Raw genomic sequence first — 23,893 nt, forward strand, 5'->3', positions numbered from 1 at the left:
GGCCACTGATCCTCCATACCAAAATAATACAAATAAGGAGTGACTATGGGAGTTCGCAAATGCTGTATCGGTGCGCTGGCGCTGGCCGTATTACCCGCTGCGGCGCTGGCCGAGGACAGCAAATCGCGGCCGCAGTTGGAAGAGGTGATGGTCACCGCTCAGAAGCAGCAGCAAAGCTTGCAGGATGTGCCAATAGCCGTGGCCGCCGTCGATGGCGCTAAAATTCGCGATGCCGGTATTCAGCGTATTGAAGAGCTCACCGCCTATGTGCCCAATTTTAAAATGGCGGTCACCGGGCAGGGCAATGCGGTGTACATTCGCGGTGTGGGCTCGGGTGACAACCGCGGCTTTGAGCAATCGGTGGGCATGTTTATCGACGGCATCTACGCCGGGCGCGGTCAGCAGTTCCAGTCGCCGTTCCTCGATATTGCCTTAGTGGAAGTACTAAAAGGACCGCAGGGCACCTTGTTCGGTAAAAACACTATCGCCGGCGCCGTCAACATCAGTACCGCCAAACCCAGTGATGCCTTCTCCGGCGAATTCAGCGCCCAGCACAACCCGGAAATTGGCGCAGAAGAGGTCACCGCCACCGTTAATGTGCCGCTGGGCGATGCCTTTGCAGTGCGGGCAGCGTATAAGCGTTTAACCGAAGACGGCTACGTGAATAATTTTATTCTCGACCAGGATGAAACCGAGCGCGCCGAAGATGTGCTGCGCCTGGGCCTGCGCTGGCGCGCCAGCGATGATCTCGATATCAACCTCAAACTGGAGCAGTCGGATTTTGGCCAAGTGGGCACCACCCACCAGCTGGTGGATAACACCGGCACCTTTTCACTGTACCAGTCGAATTTCGGCTTGCCCGTCACGCCGCCAGTGTCACTGCCCGTGCCGCTGTACTCGGTAAACCTTGAAGACGAAATTGATCCCCGCGAAGACGGCCGCCTGGACCGCCGCAAGTCAGACCGTCAGTTCGACTGGCAACCCGCAGTTACCCAAAATAACAGTGAATCCGCCGTATTCACGGTGGAATACGCCCTGAGTGAAACCCTCACGCTCACCAGCGTCAGCGGCTATTCCCAGTTTGATTTTCGATTTAACCTCGACGCCGACTTCACCGACCTGCAGTTCATCGGCACCGAAAACACTGAAGACTTCAGCCAGCTCAGCCAGGAGTTTCGTCTGGCGGGGAATATCGGCGACAACATCGACTTTATCGGCGGCGTGTACGCCCACAAGCAGCAGCTTACCAGCACGCTTTGGCTAAACCTGGACTTCCAGGCACTGGGGGTACCCAGTTCCATTTCGCTGCCGGGCACCACCATTTCCCTACCCAGCCAACTCGCCACGTTTAGCGAATACCAGCAAGACACAGACAGCGTGGCGGTATTTGGTCAGGCCACCTGGGCCATTACCGAGTCGCTGAGTGCCACCTTGGGTTTGCGCTGGGGGCAGGATGAGAAGCAGGCCCACAAGTATTTGGATATTGCCGAGTTCCGCAGCAAGGAGCGCACCCCCAATCCCGTTTATGCGGTGCTGGCTGGTGCGCTCAATAACTCGGAAAATCACGACATTAAAAACGCCCGCAAAGTCGACAATATTTCACCGGCCTTCAATCTGCAGTGGTATGCCAATGAAGATGTCATGAGCTATTTCCGCTACGCCAAAGGCTTTAAAGATGGCGGCTTTAACGCCAACGACACCACCGCCAGTCAGGACGCCTTTGCCTACGAGGACGAAGAGGCCGACACCTACGAGCTGGGTATCAAAACCACCTTGCTCGACGGCGCCATGACTGTGAATGCGGCGCTGTTTTATACCGAGTTTATGGAACGCCAGGTCAGTAACTTTACGCTGACCGGCTACGTGGTGGGCAATGCCGCCGAGTCCATTACCCAGGGCTTTGAAGCGGATATGCGCTGGGCGCTTACCGAGCGGCTGCTTGTTGGCGCCTCTGTGGCATGGCTGGACTCGTATTTCACCGCCTTTCCCGACGGCCCCTGTACCGCCGAGCAAACCCGCACGGCGTCGGAGCAGGGCAATAAGGATTGCCGCCAGGACCTCAGCGGCCAGGGCACCGATTACGCGCCGGAATACAGCGGCAGCCTCACCAGTCAGTATCTGCAACCGATTGGCGACAGCATGGAGCTGCGCCTGCAGGTGGATGTGAATTTCAGCGATGAATTCTTCTACACCCAGGACCGCGACGCTGCCGATATGCAGGAGGCCTACTACAAAATAAACAGCCGTTTGTCCTTGGCGCACTTCAATCAGGGCTGGGAGCTGGCCTTGGTCGGCAAAAACCTCACCAACGAAATGACGCGCCCCGCGGGCAACGATGTTCCCCTGTTTGTTGGCGCCCACTTTGCCGCCACCGATCCCCCGCGCAGCCTGGCCCTAGAAGGCCTTGTGCGCTTCTAGCGGGGTAGGCATCGCCTCAGCGCACCTGCAATGGGGCGCTGCGCAATTCCGATGGGGTTTTCTTGATACCGCCAGCGGATAACGGATGTGTCGCGCCGCGACACATCCGGCACCGTTGAACAATCTTCCTTGTGCCTGTTTGCGTCACTATGCTGGCGAATAACACTAATAAGGAATTGCTATGGTAAACCCCAGACGATGGTGCACTACCGCGTTGGCCTTGGCCGTGCTGCCAGCCGCCGGGTTCGCGGCTGAAGGTAAACCTCGCGCCCAGCTCGAAGAAGTGATTGTCACCGCCCAGAAACAACAGCAGAGCCTGCAAGATGTTCCCATTGCCGTTGCCGCGGTAGATGGCGCCAAAATTCGCGATGCCGGCTTGCAGCGTATCGAAGAGCTCACCGCCTACGTACCCAACTTTAAAATGGCAGTTACCGGTCAGGGTAACGCCATCTATATTCGCGGGGTTGGCTCGGGTGACAACCGCGGCTTTGAACAGTCGGTAGGGATGTTTATCGACGGCATCTACGCCGGTCGCGGCCAGCAGTTCCAAGCGCCTTTCCTTGATATTGCACTGGTTGAGGTGCTCAAAGGCCCGCAGGGCACCCTGTTCGGTAAGAACACCATCGCCGGTGCGGTGAACATCAGCACCAGCCGCCCCAACGACGAGTTGGGCGGCGAAATTGCCTACCAATACAACCCCGAGATCGGCGCGCGGGAAGTGACTGCTATTCTGAATACGCCGCTAGGGGGTAACTTCTCAGCCCGCGCTGCCTACAAACGCCTGGAAGAAGACGGCTATGTCGACAACTTTATTCTCGACCGCGACGAAGCCCAGCGCGCCGAAGACTCGCTGCGCCTGGCACTGCGCTGGGACGCCACCGACAAGCTGGATGTAAACCTCAAGCTGGAAAAATCCGACTTCGGCATTCAAGGCACCACCTTCCAGCTCACCGACAACACCGGTACCTTTAATCTGTACCAGTCGAATATTTCACTGCCCATCAACTTGCCGATAAACATTCCACTGCCGCTACTGTCCTTCAACCTCGAAGACGAAATCGACCCGCGCGAAGATGGCAAGTTTGACCGCCGCAAGTCCGACAAGCAGTTCGACTGGCAACCGGCCTTTACCCAGAACAACAGCGAAGCCGCTGTGTTTACGCTGGAGTATGCACTCACTGACACCGTGACCCTAACCAGCATCACCGGTTACTCCCACTTCGACTTCTTCTTTAACCTGGATGCCGACTTTACCGACCTGGAATTTATCGGCACCGAAAACACCGAAGACTTCACCCAAATCAGTCAGGAGTTTCGCATCGCGGGTACTGTGGGTGAGCGCATCGACTACATCGGCGGTATTTACGCCCACACCCAAGACCTGACCAGCACCCTGTGGCTGAACCTGGACTTCGACGCCGTGGGGATTCCCAGCTCGCTATTGGGCCTATCGCTGCCCACCCAGTTAGCGACCTTTACCGAGTTTGAACAAACCACCGACAGCCTCGCGGTATTTGGTCAGGCCACCTGGAATATCACCGACACGCTAAGTGCCACATTGGGCCTGCGCTGGGGTGAAGACCAAAAAGAAGCCACTAAGTACCTGGATGTTGCGCGCTTCCGCTCCAAAGAGCGGGCCATCAACCCGCTCTATGCCGTCATCGCTGGTGCGCTGAATAACTCAGAAAACCACGATATCGAAAACGAGCGCAGTGTGGAAAACGTCTCACCGGCCTTCAACCTGCAGTGGTACGCCACTGAAGATGTGATGAGCTACTTCCGCTACGCCAAAGGCTTTAAAGACGGCGGCTTTAACGCCAGCGACACCACCTCCAGTCAGGACGCCTTCACCTATGAAGACGAAGAAGCCGACACCTTCGAGCTAGGGGTAAAAACCACCTTGTTTGACGGTGCCGCCACCTTCAACGCCGCGGCGTTCTACACCGAGTTTGCCAACCGCCAGGTGAGTAACTTCACCCTCACCGGCTACGTGGTGGGCAACGCTGCGGAGTCGATCACCCAAGGGGTAGAGGCGGACTTCCGCATGGCCCTGAGTGAACGGCTGACCATTGGTGCGTCGGCAGCGTGGCTGGACTCCTACTTCACCTCCTTCGAAGACGGCCCCTGTACCGCCGTGCAAACCGATGCCGCCTTCCGCGCTGGGAACCCCGACTGCCGCCAGGACCTCTCTGGCGAGGGCACCGACTACGCGCCGGAAGTCACCGCAAGCCTTACCGGGCAATATGTTCGGCCTATTGGCGACAGCATGGAAATGCGCTTCCAGTTGGATCTGAACTACACCGAGGAGTACTACACCACCCAGGACCGCGACGAAGCCGACAAGCAAGACGCCTTCTATAAAATCAACAGCCGCCTGTCACTGATGAGTTTCGCCCAGGGCTGGGAGCTGGCCCTGCTGGGTAAAAACCTCACCAACGAAATTACCACCTCACACGGTAACGACGTTCCGCTGTTTGTAGGCGCCCACTTTGCCTCTACTGACGCGCCCCGCAGCGTCGCCGTGGAAGGGGTGCTGCGCTTCTAAACCTCCCGCTTGTAAACCACCTAACAGGCCCTCATTCGAGGGCCTTTTTGTTTCTAGCACTGGCAATAAAGCCCAGCGTTCAAGCCGTTATCTGCTGGCAAAGCACCTATTCACACCGCCTATAGTTTTTTGCCCGCCAAGCCTTTATGCTCGTATTTCCAGCAAGGAATGCGCGTTAATCCTGAGCGATTTACAAAAAAGCGCGGCAAAACAGCCACATAAGGAAATACGGGCAAGAGCTATGACACCCCGCCTTCAAGATAAACGCGCATGCGCGTTATTCCAGTCCCCGATTTTGTGTGAATACGTCGGCTTACTCGTAAATTCAATCGCTTATGTTATTGGGTCGCGGCGTTGTGCTCAGGCAAAACGAGCGTGCGCGATATACGAATGTTAGATTTGTAAGGTATCGACGTATGAGCACACTCTTCAAGAAGCTAGCAGAAAATGGGTATGTCACGTTTGATGGTCAGTCTTTTGGTGATAGTTCGAAGGAGATTGCTACCAACATCGGGACAGTAATCAATGTTCCTGGCGCGAAAACAGTTCAAGAATTGAGGCCAGCCGATAAAGCCTCATTGGAAGCAAGTAGTTATAGCGGAAACTATGGAGTAGAAGAATTTCCTTTTCACAGTGATATGGCACATTGGTTTCGCCCCCCAAGATATCTACTGCTTTGCTGCAGAGTGCCTGCACTGTCCGTAGAAACCCGAGTCGTAAAATCAGAACGGATTTTTGAAGGGGAAAATATTCATGATTTGCGCCGCGCATTATTCCGGCCGAGGCGCAGGCTTATCGGTCGTTTAAGTCCTCTTCGTTTATTTGAAGGTGATTTTTACAGGTGGGATTCCCTTCTTATTCAGCCAATAAATAAATTAGCGTTATCCTTGCGCTCCAGGGTTATAGGTCGTCTCGCTAAGGTTGGCTATGAAGCAGTAGTTTTGGGTAATCGCAGCCAATGCCTTCTAATTGACAATTGGCAAACCTTCCATTCGCGTTCCGCCGTTACCGCTGAAGGAATGAATAGAAGGATTGAAAGGGTCTACTTAGCTGAGGTTAAAGGATAGTCAATGGAGCAAACAAGCCACGAATGGTCAAAAGAATCATTGTTCGCAAAGGCACAACTTTACGCTGAGATAATGTTTGAGCATCAAGACAACAATTGGCAATTTGGGTTGTGGTCGGCCTTTGTTGTTGAAATGCTAGTCCGAGCCGCCGTTGCAAATGTCTCTCCAGTCCTATTGGCCGATAGCAAAGATTGGAATAATTTGCTCCACGCTTTAGATAAGCCGACCAAAAAGCAAAGATTCGTCGCAAAATCAGCATCTATAACTGAGTTGATACAAAGGGTCGAAGACTTGATTGACGGCTTTACAAGGGAACATTCAAACTTCTGCGCAAGCCAAGTAGCGCGTAGAAATAGTGAAGTTCACTCTGGAAATATGCCTTTTGAAAACATAGGCACTTCGTCATGGCTTCCTAGTTTCTTTACGGTTTCTCAGATTTTGACTAACGAAATTGGCGAGTCACTGGAATCGCTTTTCGGAAACGAGGTGGCAGAACAGGCCAAAGAAGAGATATCAGCACTTAAAGACGATACCGCAAACACAGTGAAGGGCACGATTACAGCGCATAAAACTGTGTGGGGAGATAAAACTCCCGAAGAGCAAGAGCAGGCTCGTAAGCAAGCGGATACGGTCTCCCTTCGACATTACGGTCATCGTGTGAATTGCCCAGCGTGTGGTAGTACGGCTTTATTGCAAGGGAAAGCGGCAGGCGAAGCCAAGAAGGAAGTTAGTGATGATGGAATTATCGAAAGACAAGTAATGCGACCAGAAACATTTCAATGTGTCGCGTGCGGCCTAAAGATAAATGGGTACTCAAAATTGAGGGCTGCTGATTTGGGGGATACCTATATCGCCACTTCTCACTACGATGCGATTGAGTATTTTGATGTCGATTTAGATGAACACATTCGAGATATGATGGCCGATGATAACAACGAGTATTAATACTCTAACAATGCCATACACAAGGACATCAAACTCTCCGCTGCGCTCCAAGCTTGCCTCCTGTGATGGCTGGCGTTATACATAAGGAGACTCCCACAACATGGGTGATATAGTTTTTATTCTAGGCGCAGGGGCTTCCAAGGATTGTGGAGCGCCTTTAATGAATGATTTCTTGGATACGGCTTCCAGACTTCTAAGCACTAATGATGTGGCAGGGAAAAATGAAGACTTCGAAAGAGTATTCAAAGCTATATCTTCACTTCAATCGGTTCACTCAAAATCACAAATTGACCTAAACAATATTGAGTCAATATTTACTGCACTAGAAATCGCAAATGTACTTAAAAAGTTGCCTGGGTTTGAGCCTGAAGAGATACCACTGGCGATAGCGTCTTTGAAAGAATTAATCGTCGTAACTCTAGAAAGGACGATAGATTTTCCAACTAGAGGGCGATACATACATGCACCAAGTAGCTACGAGAAATTTGCTGAGTTACTTGGCTATTTGAAACAAGAAGCTCACCCGGTAAAAAAACCAGCAGTAATATCATTTAACTACGATATTGCTCTAGATGTTGCTATGCATAGATGTGGTTTGGGCCCTGTTTATGGCTTTGGGCCGTCCGTTAACGCAAGTCATCCTGTTTCTTTATTAAAGTTACACGGCTCTCTTAATTGGGCAGTGCGAGAAGACAGTGGTGCCGTTCAACCACTTACATTGCAGGAGTACTTTTCTGTGTATAGTTATCAAGGATTCGGTGAAGAAAGAGGAAACTGCAAAATTCCAATTGGTAGCCAACTTCAGGATTACTATACGAAATACACTGATGTAAGAGTGAAGCCAGAGCCAGTCATAGTTCCTCCTGCGTGGAATAAAGCAGACTACCATCAATTACTCTCAACTATTTGGAGTGCTACCGCTAAGGAGCTTGAAGAGGCAGAGTATATATTTATCATCGGGTACTCGCTTCCAGAAACGGATGCTTTTTTCAGGCTTCTATATGGTTTAGGCACTGTCGGTGATACCGTTCTTAAAAAGATTATTGTCTACAATCCTGATGTTTCTGGTGTCACGGAAGCACGGTTCAAACACCTGATGGGGCCAGGTGCGTTAGCAAGGTTTGAGTACAAGCCACTAAAATTTGATCAATCGATTTCTGAAATTAAGGATTTTTTTCCTAAGCGTAAATAATGCATAACAAATCAATCAACTACGCGCCTTCGGCGCCGGACGGTTTTTACGCGCCTGCTTACGGCGTTAGTGATTAAGATGTCGCAAATGTATTACAGGCTATATCAGGCTTTCAGGGCAATATTGACTTTGATGATCTGTTTGTTCCTGCTGCGTTCAGCGGGTGTTGCAAATTGGTCACAGTGGTCAAATCAACTGTTAGAGATTGGTGTGATGCTTTTATTCTTTGGTGCATCAATCATGTTTGGGTTTCTTTCTGGTAAGGCTTTTAGCTACCACGTCGCGTTTGTGCCAGAGGGAGAGCCTGAATCGTTTCAGCGTTCGTTTGCCGCAGCAACTGGTGCTTTAGTTGTAATAGTTGCCATTGGGATTGTTGTGTATGCGTTGTTCAATCACTAACAAGGGCGCGCAGTTAGCCGCTGAAAAGCGCGGCGGGACAGCCAAAACCCCGCACTTTTTGTGCAATCGCTCCGCTCATTGTTGCACAAAAGCGCGCTCCATTTTGTCTGCCCCTGACGCCGGCGTTAAATGCCCGTCAGGAGAAAATCGAGCGCTGAAATAATGTCTGCTCTATTAAGTAGCAACGAGCCCTCTTTTCGAGTGAGAAATGAGGCAGACACCGTCGTAATTTGATGGGTAAGAAGGGCGTATTGTTCGTTCCCAATCTCTACAATTGGGCACAGGTTTTTGGGAAATGTTTTTGCATCCTGTACCGGGGAAATCGGTATAACGACGCGGCTATTGAGATCATCGAGTAGGCCGGTTTGTACATCCACGAAGAAAGGGTAGGTTGCGTGGCTATCAGAATCTGGATTCTCGTACAGGTCAAATTGCTTCATTAGAAGCCCCGATGTTTGTCAGCAAAGAGCCCGCTTTCCGCAAGGCGATTGCAGTTCTCGATGGCCTGTTTGTTGTCTTCGCGCCATTTTCTGCGCTTGCTTGCTCTGACTTCCTCTTCCAGAGCTCGCTCAAGGGTAGCAGAAAGGTTTACCTTTAAGCTCCTTGCTTCGGCAAGTAAGCTACTGTTTATACTAAGGTTTGTCGCCTTTTTAGGGGCCTTCTTATCAAATATCTCGCGCATTACAGAACCTCCTGCATGCATTATGCGTATATATTATGCGCATGGTAGCAGTGAGGTATTTAACAAAGCAAGGCAGGCCGACGCCGGAGAGTGCCGGGAACCTCCGGGGTGCGTATATCTGCTAAGTACCTACAGTCGTACAATCTCGTGGCCTTCGTACTATGAGCCGCAAAGGAGCAAACTTGACCATGAACCCCATCAATCCCAAAAAACTCCTCCACAGCAAGTGGACGGCGGTTCAGCCAGTCAATAAAGAAAAGCACTTTATGGTGACGGAGGTGGAGTTTGATGAAGAGGGCGTGGTGGTGGACTGTGTGATTGAGGCCGTAATGTCCAAGCGCACCGAGTCGATTGACTGGACGGTGTTGAAGAATACGGATAACTGGCGGCAGGGGTGGAAGTAGCGTTTGCTGCTTTTACACCATTTCGTTTCACCGCAGCTTTTTTACCGATTAACCCTTAAGCAGGCAGCTTTCGTAGTGTGGCACTAAAGCTGCACAGTATCTTTCCTGTCTGACTGAGCGTGCCGCGCGTAAAGCCCATGCGGCCGGTTTCCTGAAGTAGCTCAACATCGGCGATGATGTCTTGCCCGAGCTTGCCGCCCTGTAAAAACTGCATACCGAAATCGATGGTGACGACACGCCCCAATGCTACGCAGCGCTCAGTGTAGAGTGGCAGGTAAAACACTTGTTCGGCGCGGGCGGCGAGGTAGCCGCCGTGTATGCCGTGCTGAATATTTTTACTGTTTTCGTCGCAGCCAAAGCGCGCCTGGGCGGTGTTATTGCCGAGTTTACGAAATTCAAATGCGCCGAGGTGGCTGTCGAAGGAGGTGCCCTCTACCATCGGCATGGTTTGCCAGTCTGAGCTTTCGCATTCGGGGAAGTAAGGAGCGGGCATGGTGCTTTTCTCGTGCAGTTATGTTGTGTGGTGGCCTGCTTACTTATCGGCGTACCGTTTAAGCGGGCGCGGCCGTGCTTGGCGCGAAGGCACGCAGGACGTTCGCGCATCGCGATAGCGGTAAATGTTCAGGCATAAGTATTCACTGAAAGTAAAAACGACGGCCCGTGTACGCGAGCCGCCGTTAGATGGTTTTACTAGTCGTTTCAGATGGGCTCGAAGCTCACGGGCAGGCCGTCGGCAGGGAAGATCAACGGTACCCAGCTGCGGGGCATTTCATAGCCGTCTTTCACCTTAATGTTATAGCGGCGCAGCAGGTGGAACAGGAACAGCTTGGTTTGCACTTCGGCAAAGTTCAGCCCCAGGCATTTGTGTGCGCCGCCGCCAAAGGGCACCCATTGGAAGAAGTGCTTTTTGTCTTCGGCGCGTTCTTTGGAAAAGCGCTCGGGGTCGAAGTCGTTGGGGTTGCTCCAATACTCTTCCATGTAATGGGTGAGTAGCGGTGAGATGGCCACTGCGGTGTTTTTGGGCACGTGGTAGCCAAAAATGTCCATGTCTTTCAGGGTGCGGCGCGGAATGGCGGGCACGGGGGGATACATGCGCAGGGCTTCTTTAAACACCAGCTTACTGTCGTCGAGTTTATTCAGGTCGTCGTAGTCGAGCTGGTCTTTGCCGATAGCTGCGTATTCCTCGCGCAGTCGCTGCTGCCACTCGGGGTTCTTGGCCAGTGCATAAACAATGGAGCACAGTGTGCTGGTTGTGGTGTCGTGGGCAGCGAACAGCAGGAAAATAATATGGTCGCGCACCGCTTCGTCGGAGAAATAGTTGCCGTCTTCATCGGTGGCGTGGCAGATCTGCGAGAAAATATCCCGGCCTTCGTGTTTGCGCTTGTCGTCGATATGCGCCATCACAAAGTCTTCTAAATGCTTGCGGCCGGTCAGACCGCGATGCCAAAGCGTGCCGGGGATGGGGAGCTTTAATACCGCCATTGAGGCAAGCATGGTGTCCACGAAGGCGGTATTCACGCCGCTGGCTTCTTCGCCCATTTCCACACCTAGAAACACCTCGGCGGCCACTTCCAGCAGCAGTTGTTTTACGGCGTGTTGAAAGTGGAACTCTTTGCCCTTGGGCCATTCTTCCAGACCGCGCTCCAGGTGCGGGCTCATGGTGTGCAAATAGCCTTCGATAGAAGCCTTTTTAAACGCGCCTTGCAGAATTTTACGGTCGTAGCGGTGGGCCTCGGCGTCTTTCAGCATCAGCCCGTTGGGGAAGAGTCTGTCCAATAACGGGTTCCAGGCCAGCATGCTGGAGAACTGGCCGTCGCTGTTTTTCAGTACCAGTTCGTTCGCTTCCGGGCCGAGCAGGGTCAGGCTGTGTTGGAACAGGGTGTTGCCGCGCGAAATTTTGCCGTATTTGCGGTAGCGCATTTCGGTGAGCGCTTTGTAGTTCTTCAAAAAACTGAAGGTCTGGCCGAACAGGGGCAGGCCGCTGTCACCGGGAATATGCGTCAGCTTGCGATTGGGTTGGCGCGGGTAGTCTTGGTAGTCAACGCTGGTGCTGTTCATGGTGTTCCTCGTTGTGGCTAGCCGCAGTGCGGCACATCTTGGCAGACACAGTAGGGCAGGCGTTTTTTAGGGTCTAGTCGGCAGGCGACGGCGGTGGTCGATGCGCGCCAGTGGGCGGGGGATTCCCGTTTTTTGTAAGAAAATGTCAAGTGGTTGTCACGGTCAATCATTGCCGCTTTGGGGGCGGCGAGGCGATGCTGTGCGTCGACACGCAGTGCCGAGCCTCGGCTCTGGCAGGAAAAACAAACCTCGGCGCCAGCGCGCCGATTGAATAACGAGAGAAGAACCATGCTTCCCAGAGATTTTACAGAAGAGCAGCAAATGTTTCGTTCGGCCTACCGCAAATTCCTGGAACAGGAAGTGGCCCCGAATGTGGATGCTTGGCGCGAGCAGGGCATTGTTGACCGGGAGGTATTTAAAAAGGCCGGTGAGCAGGGCTTTTTAATGGTTTGGCCCGACGAGCAGTACGGCGGCATGGGCGACCGCGACTTCCGTTTTGAGCAGATCATTATTGAAGAAACCGCCAACGTTTACGCCGGTGACTGGGCGAATACCCTACACAGCCGTTTGGTTGGCCCCTATATCGACCGCTTTGGCAGTGAAGAACAAAAGGCGCGCTTTTTGCCGCGCTGCGTCAGTGGTGAATTGATTCTGGCAGTGGCGATGACCGAGCCCGACGCCGGTTCCGACCTTGCTGGTATGCGCGCCGTGGCTAAAGACATGGGCGACCACTGGCTGCTGAGTGGTAACAAAACGTATATCACCAACGGCATTAATTCCGACGTGGTGATCGTAGCGGCCAAGACCGATCCGGAAAACAACCCCCACGCGATGGGCCTGTTTTTGGTGGAGCGTGGCATGGAAGGCTTCGAGCGCGGTCGCAATTTGAAGAAGATGGGTATGAAGGCGCAGGACACTGCCGAACTGTTCTTCAATGAAGTGCGTATTCCCAAAGAGAACGTGCTGGGCGACCCAACCATGGGCTTTATTTACCTGATGGAAGGCCTGGCTGAAGAGCGCTTGATTGGCGCCTGCGGCTTTTTGTCTTCAGCGCAGAAGGCGTTTGAAGTGACGCGTGAATTCTGTGAGCAGCGCAAGGTGTTTGGTAAGCCGCTGTCAAAAATGCAGAACACCCAGTTCAAAATGGCCGAACTGCGCACCGAATTGGATGTGGCTCAGGCCTATGTCGACCAGTGTGTTGCCGTGCATAACCGTGGCCAGTTAACCGCAGAAGATGCCGCCAAAGCCAAGCTATATACCAGTGAGTTGCTGTGCCGCATGGTTGATGAGGGTGTGCAGCTGCACGGTGGTGCGGGTTACATGGACGAGTATCCGATTTCCCGTATGTACTGCGATGCGCGTATTACCCGCATTTTTGCCGGTACCTCAGAAATTATGAAGCTGATTATTGCCCGCGATGTATTCGCCGACAGCTTCGTTCCCTTTGTTGATCGCGCCTAAGCGCGGTTTCACTCATAACGTTTAGGAGTAGAAAGATGGATGTAAACGGAAAAGTTGCCCTGGTCACCGGCGGTGCATCGGGTTTGGGTAAAGCGACGGTAGAGTCGATTGTGGCAGCGGGCGGCAAGGTCGCCATTCTGGACATGAACGAAGCCCTCGGTCAGACCCTGGCTGAACAGCTGGGCAGCGACAAAGCGCTGTTTGTTGCCACCAATGTGGCGGACGAAGCCTCTGTGGAAGCGGCGGTGAAGGCCTGTTTGGAGGCCTTCGACGCGATTCACATCTGCTGCAATTTCGCCGGTATTGGCAACGCCATTAAAACAGTGGGCAAGCAGGGCGCCTTCCCGCTGGACCAGTTTAAGCGTGTGATCGACATTAACCTGGTGGGCTCGTTTAATGTGCTGCGTTTGGCGGCCGAAGCCATGGCCAAGCAAGACCCCATCGACGAATTTGGTGGCCGCGGGGTGATTATCAACACCGCATCGGTTGCTGCCTTCGACGGCCAAATTGGCCAGGCCGCTTACAGCGCCAGTAAGGGCGGTGTTGTTGGCATGACGCTGCCAATTGCCCGCGACCTGGCGAGCTATGGCATTCGTGTAAACACCATTGCACCGGGCTTGATCGACACGCCGCTGTTGGCGTCTTTGCCTGAAGAAGCGCGCCAGTCGTTGGCGCAGTCGGTACTTAACCCCAAGCGCCTCGGCCAGCCCGAGGAAATTGCCAGCTTAGCGATGCACATTATCGAAAACGACTACCTCAATGCTGAAGTGATCCGTATGGATGGCGGCATTCGCATGCAGCCGCGGTAAGTCTGCTTGCCCCGGGTCGGCCGCTGCCAACAAACGGCGCCCGGGGACTAACCCCTTTCTGTACGCTGCTGATAGCCTAGATTCAGGATGCAGCGTGGCCTGCCAATAATAGAGAGAAAGCTATGCACGCGACATTTTCTGCAGAAGAGCTCGCCTTCCAAGAGGAAGTTCGGGCGTTTTTGCGCGACAACTTTAACGACGATATGGCAGCGCGAATTCGCGACCCCAAGACCTTCAAAGCCGCGACCATCGAGTGGCAGAAAAAGCGTTTCGACAAGGGTTGGGTGGCGCCGGGCTGGCCGGTTGAGCACGGCGGCTGTGGTTGGAGCGACACCCAAAAATACATTTTCGATAGCGCCCTGGCTGAAGCTGGCGCGCCGGATGTGCCGCCCTTTGGTTTGAAGATGGTCGGGCCGGTGATTTACACCTTTGGCACCGAGGAACAAAAGCAGCAATTCTTGCCCGGCATTCTCAACGGTGACACCTGGTGGTGTCAGGGCTACTCCGAGCCGGGCGCGGGCAGTGACCTGGCCGGTTTGCAAACTCGCGCCGAACGTGATGGCGACGACTATGTGATTAACGGCACTAAAATCTGGACCACTTACGCCCAGTATGCCGATTGGATGTTTGCGCTGGTACGCACCGACAACAGCGGCAAGCCGCAGCAGGGCATCAGCTTCTTGCTGATTGATATGCGCACGCCAGGCATCACCGTGTCGCCGATTATTGCCATTGACGGTGAGCATCACTTAAACGAAGTCAGCTTTGAAAACGTGCGGGTGCCAGTGGTAAACCGCATCGGTGAAGAGAATCAGGGCTGGACCTATGCCAAGGCGCTGCTCAGCCACGAGCGCACTGCGCTGTCTGGTATCGCTTACTGCAAGCAAGTGCTGAATAACGTGCGCAAGCTGGCGGCCGATGAGAACGACGACGGCCAGTCGCTGCTGAATAACCCCACGTTTCAGGCGCGCATGGCCGATATTGAAATGGAGTTGATGGCGTTGGAATACACCGAGCTGCGCGTGCTGGCCACCGTGGCCAATGGCGGCGCACCGGGCATGGAGTCGTCCTTGCTCAAGCTCAAAGGTACGGAGCTGCAACAGGCTGTGCAGAATTTGTTTTTCGATGTGGCGGGACTGTACGGCAGCGTGCTGCCGGCCGATGCCGATTTGTCATCGCTGGGCCATGACTACGGCGACCAAGCGCGACGGGAGTATATGTACGGTCGGGCCTGCACCATTTACGGCGGCAGTAACGAAGTACAAAAAAATATCATCGCGAAATTTGGGCTGGGGCTGTAGGAGGGCGTTATGGATTTTTCACTCAATGCTGAGCAGCAACTGCTCAAAGACAGTATCGATAAATATATGGCCGAGCGTTACGACGCCGACCAACGCAGGCAGTACCTGGCTGAAGAGACAGGCTTTTCCGGCAAGGTGTGGCAGGACTACGCCGAGCTGGGTTGGCTGACCGTGCCCCTGCCCGAAGCGGAAGGTGGCTTTGGCGGTTCGGTGGTGGATACCTCTGTGCTAATGGAAGCCATGGGTCGCAGCGTTGCCGTTGAGCCTTATCTGGGTTCGATTCTGCTGGGCGCTCAGTTGATTGCGCGCGGCAATAACGTGGCAGTAAAAGGCCGCTACCTGGAAGAAATTATGGCGGGCAGCTGCCACGCCGCGTTTGCCTATCAGGAACGCCGTAGCCGCCACCAGCTCGACGCCATGGACTGCCGCGCTGAGCGCAGTGCTGACGGGTATCGCCTGACCGGCAGTAAAACGCTGGTGCTCAACGGCGCGGCCGCCGATGTGCTGGTTGTGGCCGCGTGGCTGGATGACGCCTACACACTGTTTGCGGTGCCCGCGACAAGCAATGGCGTACAGCGCGATGCCTTCAAATTGATGGACGGCCAGCGCGTCGCAAATATTCAATTCGATGCGGTGGAGCTCACCGGCGACAGCGTGATCTGCGATGGCGATGCCGCCCTGGCAATGGTCGAAACGGTGATTGCCGAAGCGACCATTGCGGTGTCGGCTCAAGCGGTTGGCGCGATGGAAAAGCTGCTGAAAGAAACGGTGGAGTACAGCAATACCCGCAAACAGTTTGGTCAGCCCATCGGCAAATTCCAGGCCCTACAACACCGCATGGTGGATATGTACACGGCCACTGAGCAATGCCGTTCGCTACTGGTGCGTGCGCTGTGTTCGCACAGTGGTGGCGAAGCGCAGGCAGCCAGTGATACGGCGGCGCTGAAAGCCATGGTAGGCAAACACGGCCGCGCAGTCGCCGAGGAAGCGGTGCAGCTTCACGGCGGTATGGGCGTGACCGAAGAGCTGAGCATTGGCGACTACTTAAAGCGACTAATGGTTATCGACACCCTGTTCGGTGACAGTGATTGGCAACGTCGGCGGTTTGCGGCGCTGCGCTACGGGCCGCAGGCTGCGTAGCGGGGCGCGCGCCCTCTGATAAAAACGATAAGGAAGACATCCATGTTTGATAGTTTTGTTGAGTACCTGGCCTTTCAGGCAAAAATGCGCCCCGAAGCGCCCTTCGGCAATGATGCGGACAGCCATTTAAGCTACGCCGACGCCTGGCAGAAAATGGGTCACGTCGCGGCGCGCTTGCAGGCACGCGGCATCACCAAGGGTGACCGAGTGGCCATTCTCAGCAAAAACTCCCTGGACAACTTCCTGGTTTTTCTCGGTTGTGCGCGCGCCGGTGTGGTACCGGTAGGCATTAACTACCGCCTTACCGCCGATGAGGTTGGCTTTATTGCTGAAGACGCCGACGTACGCATGCTGTTTGTCGACGGCGAATTTGCGCCATTGATCGGCTCCTACCTGGCCGGTGTGGAGCAGGTTTCTATTGTGGGTGACGTCGATGGCGCAGTGCCCTTAAACGAGTGGCTGGGCGAACCACTGACGCCGGACGCAGTGACCCTGAACGGCGACGATGTGCTGTTTCAAATGTACACCAGCGGCACCACCGGTTTACCTAAGGGCACTTTGCTGACCCACCGCAATTTGATCTGTAACAGCATTCAAGCGCCGCTGACCACTGGCCGCGCGCCGCGCGCCGGTGACCGCGCCTTAATTATCGCGCCTACCTTCCATGCCCTGGGCTTGGTGGGTGCCTTGATGGCGGTGTATTACGGCTGCGAGTTGGTGTTGCACCGCGACTACGACCCTATTGGCATGATCGAGACCATGGCCAATGAGAACATCACTTATGTTTCTGTGGTGCCGGTGATGCTGCAGTTCTCTTTGGCCTGCATTCCCGATATCGAGAAATACGAATTCCCGAATCTGCGCTGGATTAACTACGGCGCGTCGCCGATTTCGGTGGATCTGTTAAAGCGCTGTTTGGAAGTCTTCGACTGCGAGTTTTATCAGGGCTATGGCCAGACGGAGTCGACCACCGCACTGACCTTCCTCACCAACGACGATCACATGCGTGCTCTGCAGGGCAAGCCTGAATTGCTGCGCTCCTGCGGTCGCGCGGTGTTTGGCACCGAGTTGCGTATTGTCGACGACAAGGGCAATACGCTGCCTACCGGTGAGGTGGGCGAAATTCTCGGCCGTGGCCCACAGGTGATGAAGGGCTATTGGAAGCGCGAAGAGGCCACCGCAAAAACCGTGGTGGACGGCTGGCTGCATACCGGTGACGCCGGGTATCTGGACGAAGACGGTTATCTGTTTATTAAAGACCGTGTGAAAGATTTGATTATTTCCGGGGGCGAAAACATTTATCCCGCCGAAGTTGAAAATGTATTGATGTCTCACCCGAAAATTGCCGATGCAGCGGTGATTGGTGTGCCGGACGAAAAATGGGGCGAGGTTCCCCTGGCCGTGCTGGTGGCAGGCGAAGACGGTGAGATCACCGTCGATGAGATGGTTGAACACTGTCGCAGTTCACTGGCCGGGTTTAAAACGCCGAAGCTGATCGAATATGTGGCGGCGCTGCCACGTAACCCCAGCGGCAAAATACTGAAAAAAGAACTGCGCGCGAGTATCGTGCCTAAGTATCAGGGCGAAACTGCCTGATAAGGCATGATCCACTGGTCGGTAGCCACTACGTATACCGAACTGGCTATTACAGAATCACTGTCCTGCTATGGAGTTAAGGATGAGTAAATTTTTTAGAACCCTGCTGCAGCGCACGTATCTGGCGTTGATCGCCATTCCCTTCAAGTTGATGCCGTCGCTCGCTTACATGGCCTTCAATGGTCAGGGAAGCACGGCGCAGCTGTGTCGACATATCGCCCGCCAAGGCGCGCAGCGCGTGTTAATTGTCAGCGATAAAATTTTGGTGGAGCTGGGCATTGTCGGTAAGGCCGTTGAGGTGTTGAAGGAAGAGGGTGTCGAGTGCGTAATTTATGATGGCATTCTTCCCGACCCCACTTTTGCAATGGTTGATGAAGGCCTGGCACTGCAACAGCAGCACAAATGCGATGCGGTGCTGGCGATTGGTGGCGGCTCGTCAATTGATTGTGCCAAGACCATTGCTTCGGCGGCGACCAATGGCCGCGACGGTCGCAAGTTGGAAGGGTACTTCAAAGTGAAGGCCATGCCGCTGCCCCTGTTTGCATTGCCCACCACCTCGGGCACCGGTTCAGAGGCGACGATTGCTGCGGTGGTTTCCGACCCGGCGAGTCATGAAAAGTGCTTTTTGGCCGACCCGAAAATGCTGCCCAAAGCGGTGGCGTTGGACGCGGATCTGCTGCTGGGCATGCCAGCACCGATTACCGCCGCCACGGGAATGGATGCACTGACTCACGCGGTGGAAACCTACATCAGCCTGTGGGGCACCGAGAGCAGCAATGGCTACGGCTATGCGGCGGTAAAAATGATTTTTGACTACCTGCCACGCGCCTACCGCGACGGCAACGACGCCGAGGCGCGCGAGCAAATGGCGTTAGCGGCCTACTACGCTGGCATGGCAATTAACGATGCTGGGGTGGGTAATGTTCACGCGATCGCCCACCAGTTGGGGCGTCATTACGGCACACCACACGGCCTGGCAAACGCATTGGTGATGCCTGAGGTATTGCGCTTTATGGCCAAGGCATCCGAACAACCGCTAGCTGAGTTGGGGCGCTTGATTGGTGTGGCCGATGCCAGCACTGGCGATGCCCAAGCGGCAGAGAAGTTTATCGATGCGGTGGCGGATTTGAATACGCGCCTGGGTGTGCCCGATGTACTGGATACGCTGCGTGAAGAGGATATTGCTGCCATTGCCGCGGATGCGGTCAAGGAAGGTGCGGGCTATCCGGTGCCGGTACTGATGAGCCGCAAAGAGTGTCAGGCGATTTTGCGTACCCTGTTAAAGCAAACCGGTGATGCGCGCGCGATGGCGTAAGTAGCGCGTGCCACACACTGGTGATAAGCCATAAAAAAACCGGCATTTGCCGGTTTTTTTATGGGCGGGGTTTTCAGCCGCCGCGCGTACGGATTGACTTAGTCGAACTTAAACAGATTGTGTTCCTCGCCGGTGGACACCACGCCGCGCCGTCCGATCATATCCTCATGCATCATTTGTGCGAGCAGGGCGTCGTCTTTCTCGGTGTGGGCGATGAAGCGTCGGCCATTGTCCAGGCTGCCAACGATAATGCCCTGCTGCGGGCCATCGCCGTCGCAGACCACGGTAAAGCTGTCCACAACACCGGGGCCTTCCGGGGCGTCGTCGATGCGGGGGTGGTCTTCACTGTCGATCTGCTGTTGCAGGGGGGCATCGTCGCCGCGCTGCCAGTCTTGGTGAGCAGGGCGCGTGCTGTAAATCCCAATGGCCTGCTTGGTCATATACCAGCCGTTGGCGGTAATCATGCCATTGGCGCCGGGTTGCTGGCGCAGTTGCTCGGCCATGGTGACGACAGCGTGCAGGCTGTAACCGTGGCCGGGGCCGCCGAAGTAGGGCAGGCCGCCGGTGAGGCTCAGTGCCCGCTCACCGAAGGGGTCGATACCCAGCGCATCGCAGGCCAGTTCCACCGCACAGGGGAAGCAGCTGTAAATATCCATCAGGGCGATGTCGTCAATCTCGCAATTGGCGCGCGCCAGTGCCGTTTTACCAGCCAGGGCGACGGCGTTGGAGCGGGAAAGGTCAGCGCGCTCGCCAACAAACCACACATCATTCACTTCGGCGCAACCATTGAGGTAGACCCAGCGGTCTTCGTCAATGCCGAGTTCGCGTGCGGTGCCGACGGTGGTCATAATCACCGCGGCTGCCATGTCGATATTCATCTGGGCGCACAGGTATTTGTTATAGGGCAGCGCGAGGCAGGGGCTGCGCTCGTTAAAGCCGGTGAGTTGCTCGGCGCTGCGTGGCCGTTGGTAGGACCAGGCGTCGGGGTTAGCGGCAGCGGTGTCGCTCAAACCCTGCATGATCTTGCCGATATGCTGCTGGTGTTGTTCAAGGCTGTGGCCGTAGCGGTGGCGCAGCGCATTTTCAAACAGCGCGTACATATGGGTGGGCAACCACAAATTGTGTTTGTGTTCCTGGGCGTGGGCGCCGTCGCGTTCTGCCCAGGGCTGTTCGGTGTCGCCACTGGCGCCTTGCTGCCAGTGGCCGATATCGCCGCCACCGCCGAGCAGGGTGCGAAAGCTCGCGGTCAGTTCGCCGCCGCAGATCGCCACGGCGCGACGCTTGCCACGGTTGAGCTCATCGGCGAAGTGGTTGATCAACATTTGCGGGCCGTTGCCGCCGTCGGGGGCTTTCAGGCACTGGGCATTATCAAAGCCCAAACGCTTGGCTAATTCCGGCCCGGGGAAGCGGTTAAGTAATGCGGCCAGTTCTTCCGAGACTTCCAACAGGCTGGGCTCGGTACACAGGGCGTCAATGGCGCCGCGCAGTGCATCGCCTTTGCCGGTGTTGTCGAGGGCGCCTTGCAGGGCTTCCTGCAGCGCATCGGTAGGAGTGCGCTCGGGGTTGCCGGTGTCGCGGTAGGTCTGCTGGCTGACTCCGACCAGAATCGGGGTGTTGTCGGCTGCAATCATAGGTAAACCTTTTTTCTTCTTAGCGAGTTAAAGTATGGCGGTTGCCAGCTAGCCCGCTATTGTGGGGCCTGTGGGTCTACATCAGTAGGGTTTTCGACGCCAGAGTTGTCAGCCTGCGCCAGGCGGCTCTTCGCGCTGAAAGGCCTGGTGGTGCTGCCGTCGCATCGTCTGCGGGGACTGACCATAGTAATCGCTGAAGGCGCGGTTGAAATTACTCGGGTGTTTATAACCGAGCTGGTAGGCCACCTCCTTCAAACTCATGTGCGTATTAAACAGGTACTCCCGCGCTAATTCCATGCGCACGCTCAGACAAATTTGGCGAAAACTGTGACCGCTCTGTTCCAAATGTCGGCGCAGGCTGCGCGGGCTTAAGCGCAGTAGCTTTGCCGTTTTTGCCAAATTGAATTCGCAGTCTTGGGGGCGCGACATCAACAGGCGTTTAACCTGCGGGGCAATGCCGGCTGTGCGATAGCTCTCGCTGACGATTTGCTGCACGTGGTGAGAGCAGGCGATCAGCGCCTGTTCATTGCCGCTGGGGATAGGTCGGCTCAGCCAGTGCAGGGGCAGGGCGATGGTGTTGCGCGGGGCGTCGAACACCACCTCGCAACCCAGCAATTCGCGGTAGCGCTCGGCGTGGTCAGGTGGACTGCTGGTCAGTTCTACATAGTCGGGCACGGCGGCGCGGCCCTCGGGCAGTATCCCTTGCACATAGCGCCAGGCAGCGACGCTGCACAGCTCCATTAACAGCTGCTCGATGGGCAGGGCGTTGTCGGTAAGTTCAAAGCGAATGAGCGCGTGTTGCTCGCCGCGCTCAAGGTGTACCCGCACTAAAAAGCTCGCTTCGCTGAAGGCGTGACAACTGATATTCGTGGCCTGCTCACAGTTGGCGGCGGTAAGCATGGCATAGCCGAGCAGGCCGAGGTCGCTCAATTGCGCAAGGTCGCCCAGTTCAAGTGCAATGGCAGGCGCGCCATCGTCGCGCAGGGCGTTTAACAACACCATTACATTTACAAGCGTATCGTTGCCGGTGGCCTGCCACCAGGTCTCGCCCAGCTCGCAGCGCCGACCGAGCGCCGCGCAGTCTATGTCGGGATAGTGTTGTTGCAGTAGGCGCCAAAGTACCCGCAGCAAACGGGCACCCAGCTGCTCCATTTCTATTAATTGCACAATGAATAATCGACTATGGCCATAAATGATACAAATTGACGGTCACTAATGATAATACTTTTAGTGGCGGAGGGGGACAAGTCTCGCTGCGAAATTGCTAGTCTGTTACGCAGTTTAGGTCATACCGGCGGCGTGCCGCCCACAACAATAACAGTGACAGATTCGCCCGCAGTGCATTGTCTGGGCGTTTTGTAGGGAGGGTGAAATGCGAACACCAACAGTCTGCAAAGAATATCTCGACAACCTACTAGAGTACCTTGAGGGCCAGGGGCTCAGCAGCCGACAGTTGCAATCGGTACTGCGCTTGAATCCTCTTTCTCACATTAGTGAGCAAGGGCGCGTTCCCCTGCGCTTGTTTGAAATGACCTTGGACGCCGGTGCGAACTTGCTGGGTGACCCCTGCCTTGGCGCGAAAGCGGGCACGCATTGTTCGCGTACGCCCTGGGGAATGGTGAATTATCTGGGGATGAGCGCCTCCAATACCCGCGAGGCGGTGGATGCGATGCAGCGCTTTTCACGCCTGTTGATCGACCACGGCGATATGGTGCTAAGCGAGGTAAATAGCAGCACGGCTTGCCTGAGCTGGCAACAACCGCCCCGGCAGCAGGCGTCACTGCACGTTGTCGAATTTTTCTTTGCCAATTGGTATCGCGTCAACAAGCCGATGCTTGACCGCGGTGCCACGCGCCGAGAAGTTCATTTCGCTCATGGTGCGCAGGGGCGTGAGGCGGAAATGGAAGCCTTGTTTGAAGCGCCGGTGTCCTTCGGTAAAAAATTAAATGCGGTGCACTTCGGTCGTGAACTGCTCGACCAGCCAACGCTTTACCCTCATCCCGGTATTCACAAATCGCTGGAGCAGGCGGCGCTGATTGAGTTGTCGAACCTGCAATTTGAAGACCGTTTGATCAAAGATGTGCGCGACTGCATCGTGAGTCAGCTGGCCGACGGTGTGCCCCGGCTGGAGGATATTTCCGCGCAGCTTGGCATTGCGCCGCGCACCTTACAGCGGCGGTTAAACAACACCGAAACCAGCTATAAAAGCTTGGTGGACGATGCCCGCAAGGAGCGCTCACTGGGGCTGATATCGCGCCGTGAACTCGGCTTATTGGAGATTTCCGCAGAGCTTGGCTTTAGCGACCAAAGTGCTTTCCAAAAAGCGTTTAAGCGCTGGTATGGGCAGGCGCCCGGTCGCTATCGGATGATGCTGCAATCTGCGTAGTACCTGGCGCGAATCGCTGCGCCGTGGTGGGCGGCTTGACCGGCGCAGCGAAATTGCGTGTAGTACTCCCTCGCTAATGCTTGAGTGAGGTCGCCGTGGACGACGCGCGTCAGATTGAAAACTTACTGTATCTCTACGCTGAAAAAATTGATGCCGGCGACTTTGCCGGCGTCGCGGCCTTGTTTCGCGACGCCGATATTGTCGCGCCAGCGCACAACAGCGTGGTGAGTGGCGAGGAGGCCGTGCTGGCGATGTACCAGCAGTCGACGCGCCTCTATGCCGATACCAACACGCCGAAAACCCGCCACCTGATTAGTAATGTGATTATCGAACATTCGCCGGACGCAGTCAGCGCGACGGCGCGTTCCTGCTATACCGTGCTGCAGGCCACCGATGCACTGGCCTTACAGCCTATTATCAGCGGTCGATACCGGGATGAACTGTGCAAGTGGGACGGCGTGTGGGGCTTTGCCCGCCGTGAAATGCATGTGGATTTGGTCGGCGATCTCAGCCAGCACCTGTTATTTGAGCTGTAAGGCGGAGC

Annotated in this window: 21 protein-coding genes; 15 read left to right on the plus strand and 6 right to left on the minus strand. The window is 55.1% G+C overall.

Translation table 11 applies throughout. The features are described 5' to 3' along the window. The first annotated feature begins 45 nt into the window (after positions 1 to 45). The 6 genes from AC2Q8J_RS15215 to AC2Q8J_RS15240 all read left to right on the plus strand — a co-directional run bounded on the left by AC2Q8J_RS15215 (position 46) and on the right by AC2Q8J_RS15240 (position 8,566). Entirely contained in the window at positions 46 to 2,418 is a 2,373-nt protein-coding gene (locus AC2Q8J_RS15215) for a TonB-dependent receptor (protein WP_486451692.1), read from the plus strand. A gap of 181 nt (positions 2,419 to 2,599) precedes the next feature. Then, positions 2,600 to 4,963, plus strand: a complete 2,364-nt coding sequence (locus AC2Q8J_RS15220; protein ID WP_486451693.1) for a TonB-dependent receptor — start codon at positions 2,600 to 2,602, stop codon at positions 4,961 to 4,963. A gap of 416 nt (positions 4,964 to 5,379) precedes the next feature. After that, positions 5,380 to 6,030: a Fe(II)-2OG oxygenase family protein gene (locus AC2Q8J_RS15225; RefSeq protein WP_486451694.1), complete on the plus strand. Its 651-nt coding sequence runs from the start codon at positions 5,380 to 5,382 to the stop codon at positions 6,028 to 6,030. A 3-nt stretch (positions 6,031 to 6,033) separates the two neighbouring features. Continuing rightward, the gene (locus AC2Q8J_RS15230) at positions 6,034 to 6,975 is read left to right on the plus strand and encodes a hypothetical protein (protein ID WP_486451695.1); all 942 of its coding nucleotides are present in this window, start codon (positions 6,034 to 6,036) and stop codon (positions 6,973 to 6,975) included. A gap of 100 nt (positions 6,976 to 7,075) precedes the next feature. Next, positions 7,076 to 8,167 (plus strand): SIR2 family protein, encoded by a 1,092-nt coding sequence (locus tag AC2Q8J_RS15235; protein WP_486451696.1) that lies wholly within the window; start codon positions 7,076 to 7,078, stop codon positions 8,165 to 8,167. A gap of 78 nt (positions 8,168 to 8,245) precedes the next feature. Beyond that, positions 8,246 to 8,566, plus strand: a complete 321-nt coding sequence (locus AC2Q8J_RS15240) for a hypothetical protein (protein ID WP_486451697.1) — start codon at positions 8,246 to 8,248, stop codon at positions 8,564 to 8,566. Positions 8,567 to 8,691: 125 nt separating this feature from the next. On the opposite strand, the gene AC2Q8J_RS15245 is transcribed toward AC2Q8J_RS15240, so the two are convergent. Beyond that, entirely contained in the window at positions 8,692 to 9,006 is a 315-nt protein-coding gene (locus tag AC2Q8J_RS15245; protein WP_486451698.1) for a CcdB family protein, read from the minus strand. Further along, positions 9,006 to 9,248: a type II toxin-antitoxin system CcdA family antitoxin gene (locus AC2Q8J_RS15250; RefSeq protein WP_486451699.1), complete on the minus strand. Its 243-nt coding sequence runs from the start codon at positions 9,246 to 9,248 to the stop codon at positions 9,006 to 9,008. Before AC2Q8J_RS15250 ends, AC2Q8J_RS15245 begins: the two co-directional genes overlap by 1 nt. A gap of 188 nt (positions 9,249 to 9,436) precedes the next feature. Here AC2Q8J_RS15250 and AC2Q8J_RS15255 point away from each other — a divergent pair, with 188 nt between their 5' ends. Continuing rightward, positions 9,437 to 9,652, plus strand: a complete 216-nt coding sequence (locus AC2Q8J_RS15255) for a TIGR02450 family Trp-rich protein (protein ID WP_027873463.1) — start codon at positions 9,437 to 9,439, stop codon at positions 9,650 to 9,652. A 55-nt stretch (positions 9,653 to 9,707) separates the two neighbouring features. Here AC2Q8J_RS15255 and AC2Q8J_RS15260 read toward each other — a convergent pair whose 3' ends face one another. Beyond that, positions 9,708 to 10,145 (minus strand): PaaI family thioesterase, encoded by a 438-nt coding sequence (locus tag AC2Q8J_RS15260; RefSeq protein WP_486451700.1) that lies wholly within the window; start codon positions 10,143 to 10,145, stop codon positions 9,708 to 9,710. A gap of 206 nt (positions 10,146 to 10,351) precedes the next feature. Next, the gene (locus AC2Q8J_RS15265; protein WP_486451701.1) at positions 10,352 to 11,710 is read right to left on the minus strand and encodes a cytochrome P450; all 1,359 of its coding nucleotides are present in this window, start codon (positions 11,708 to 11,710) and stop codon (positions 10,352 to 10,354) included. Between the two features lie 288 nt (positions 11,711 to 11,998). On the opposite strand from AC2Q8J_RS15265, the gene AC2Q8J_RS15270 reads away from it, so the two are divergent. From AC2Q8J_RS15270 to AC2Q8J_RS15295, 6 genes are all read left to right on the plus strand, one after another. Further along, entirely contained in the window at positions 11,999 to 13,171 is a 1,173-nt protein-coding gene (locus AC2Q8J_RS15270) for an acyl-CoA dehydrogenase family protein (RefSeq protein WP_372878433.1), read from the plus strand. A 35-nt stretch (positions 13,172 to 13,206) separates the two neighbouring features. After that, a complete protein-coding gene (locus tag AC2Q8J_RS15275; protein ID WP_486451702.1) occupies positions 13,207 to 13,980 on the plus strand; it encodes a 3-hydroxyacyl-CoA dehydrogenase in 774 nt (257 codons plus the stop codon). 122 nt (positions 13,981 to 14,102) lie between these two features. Then, the gene (locus AC2Q8J_RS15280) at positions 14,103 to 15,281 is read left to right on the plus strand and encodes an acyl-CoA dehydrogenase family protein (protein ID WP_486451703.1); all 1,179 of its coding nucleotides are present in this window, start codon (positions 14,103 to 14,105) and stop codon (positions 15,279 to 15,281) included. Positions 15,282 to 15,290: 9 nt separating this feature from the next. Beyond that, the gene (locus AC2Q8J_RS15285) at positions 15,291 to 16,421 is read left to right on the plus strand and encodes an acyl-CoA dehydrogenase family protein (protein WP_486451704.1); all 1,131 of its coding nucleotides are present in this window, start codon (positions 15,291 to 15,293) and stop codon (positions 16,419 to 16,421) included. 42 nt (positions 16,422 to 16,463) lie between these two features. Continuing rightward, the gene (locus tag AC2Q8J_RS15290) at positions 16,464 to 18,017 is read left to right on the plus strand and encodes a long-chain-fatty-acid--CoA ligase (RefSeq protein ID WP_486451705.1); all 1,554 of its coding nucleotides are present in this window, start codon (positions 16,464 to 16,466) and stop codon (positions 18,015 to 18,017) included. A gap of 82 nt (positions 18,018 to 18,099) precedes the next feature. Further along, positions 18,100 to 19,332 carry an iron-containing alcohol dehydrogenase gene (locus tag AC2Q8J_RS15295; RefSeq protein ID WP_486451706.1) on the plus strand — a complete coding sequence of 411 codons (1,233 nt, stop codon included), beginning with the start codon at positions 18,100 to 18,102 and terminating at the stop codon, positions 19,330 to 19,332. Positions 19,333 to 19,430: 98 nt separating this feature from the next. Here the strand turns inward: AC2Q8J_RS15295 and AC2Q8J_RS15300 are convergent, their stop codons facing one another. Continuing rightward, positions 19,431 to 20,963 (minus strand): hypothetical protein, encoded by a 1,533-nt coding sequence (locus tag AC2Q8J_RS15300; protein WP_486451707.1) that lies wholly within the window; start codon positions 20,961 to 20,963, stop codon positions 19,431 to 19,433. A gap of 108 nt (positions 20,964 to 21,071) precedes the next feature. Next, on the minus strand, positions 21,072 to 22,130 hold the full coding sequence (locus tag AC2Q8J_RS15305) for a helix-turn-helix domain-containing protein (protein WP_486451708.1): 1,059 nt from the start codon (positions 22,128 to 22,130) through the stop codon (positions 21,072 to 21,074). A gap of 205 nt (positions 22,131 to 22,335) precedes the next feature. On the opposite strand from AC2Q8J_RS15305, the gene AC2Q8J_RS15310 reads away from it, so the two are divergent. Both AC2Q8J_RS15310 and AC2Q8J_RS15315 read left to right on the plus strand, forming a co-directional pair. Then, positions 22,336 to 23,349: an AraC family transcriptional regulator gene (locus AC2Q8J_RS15310; RefSeq protein ID WP_486451709.1), complete on the plus strand. Its 1,014-nt coding sequence runs from the start codon at positions 22,336 to 22,338 to the stop codon at positions 23,347 to 23,349. A 95-nt stretch (positions 23,350 to 23,444) separates the two neighbouring features. Further along, on the plus strand, positions 23,445 to 23,885 hold the full coding sequence (locus AC2Q8J_RS15315; RefSeq protein WP_486451710.1) for a nuclear transport factor 2 family protein: 441 nt from the start codon (positions 23,445 to 23,447) through the stop codon (positions 23,883 to 23,885). Positions 23,886 to 23,893 lie beyond the last annotated feature (8 nt).

This window comes from Spongiibacter sp. C9W (assembly GCF_057370015.1).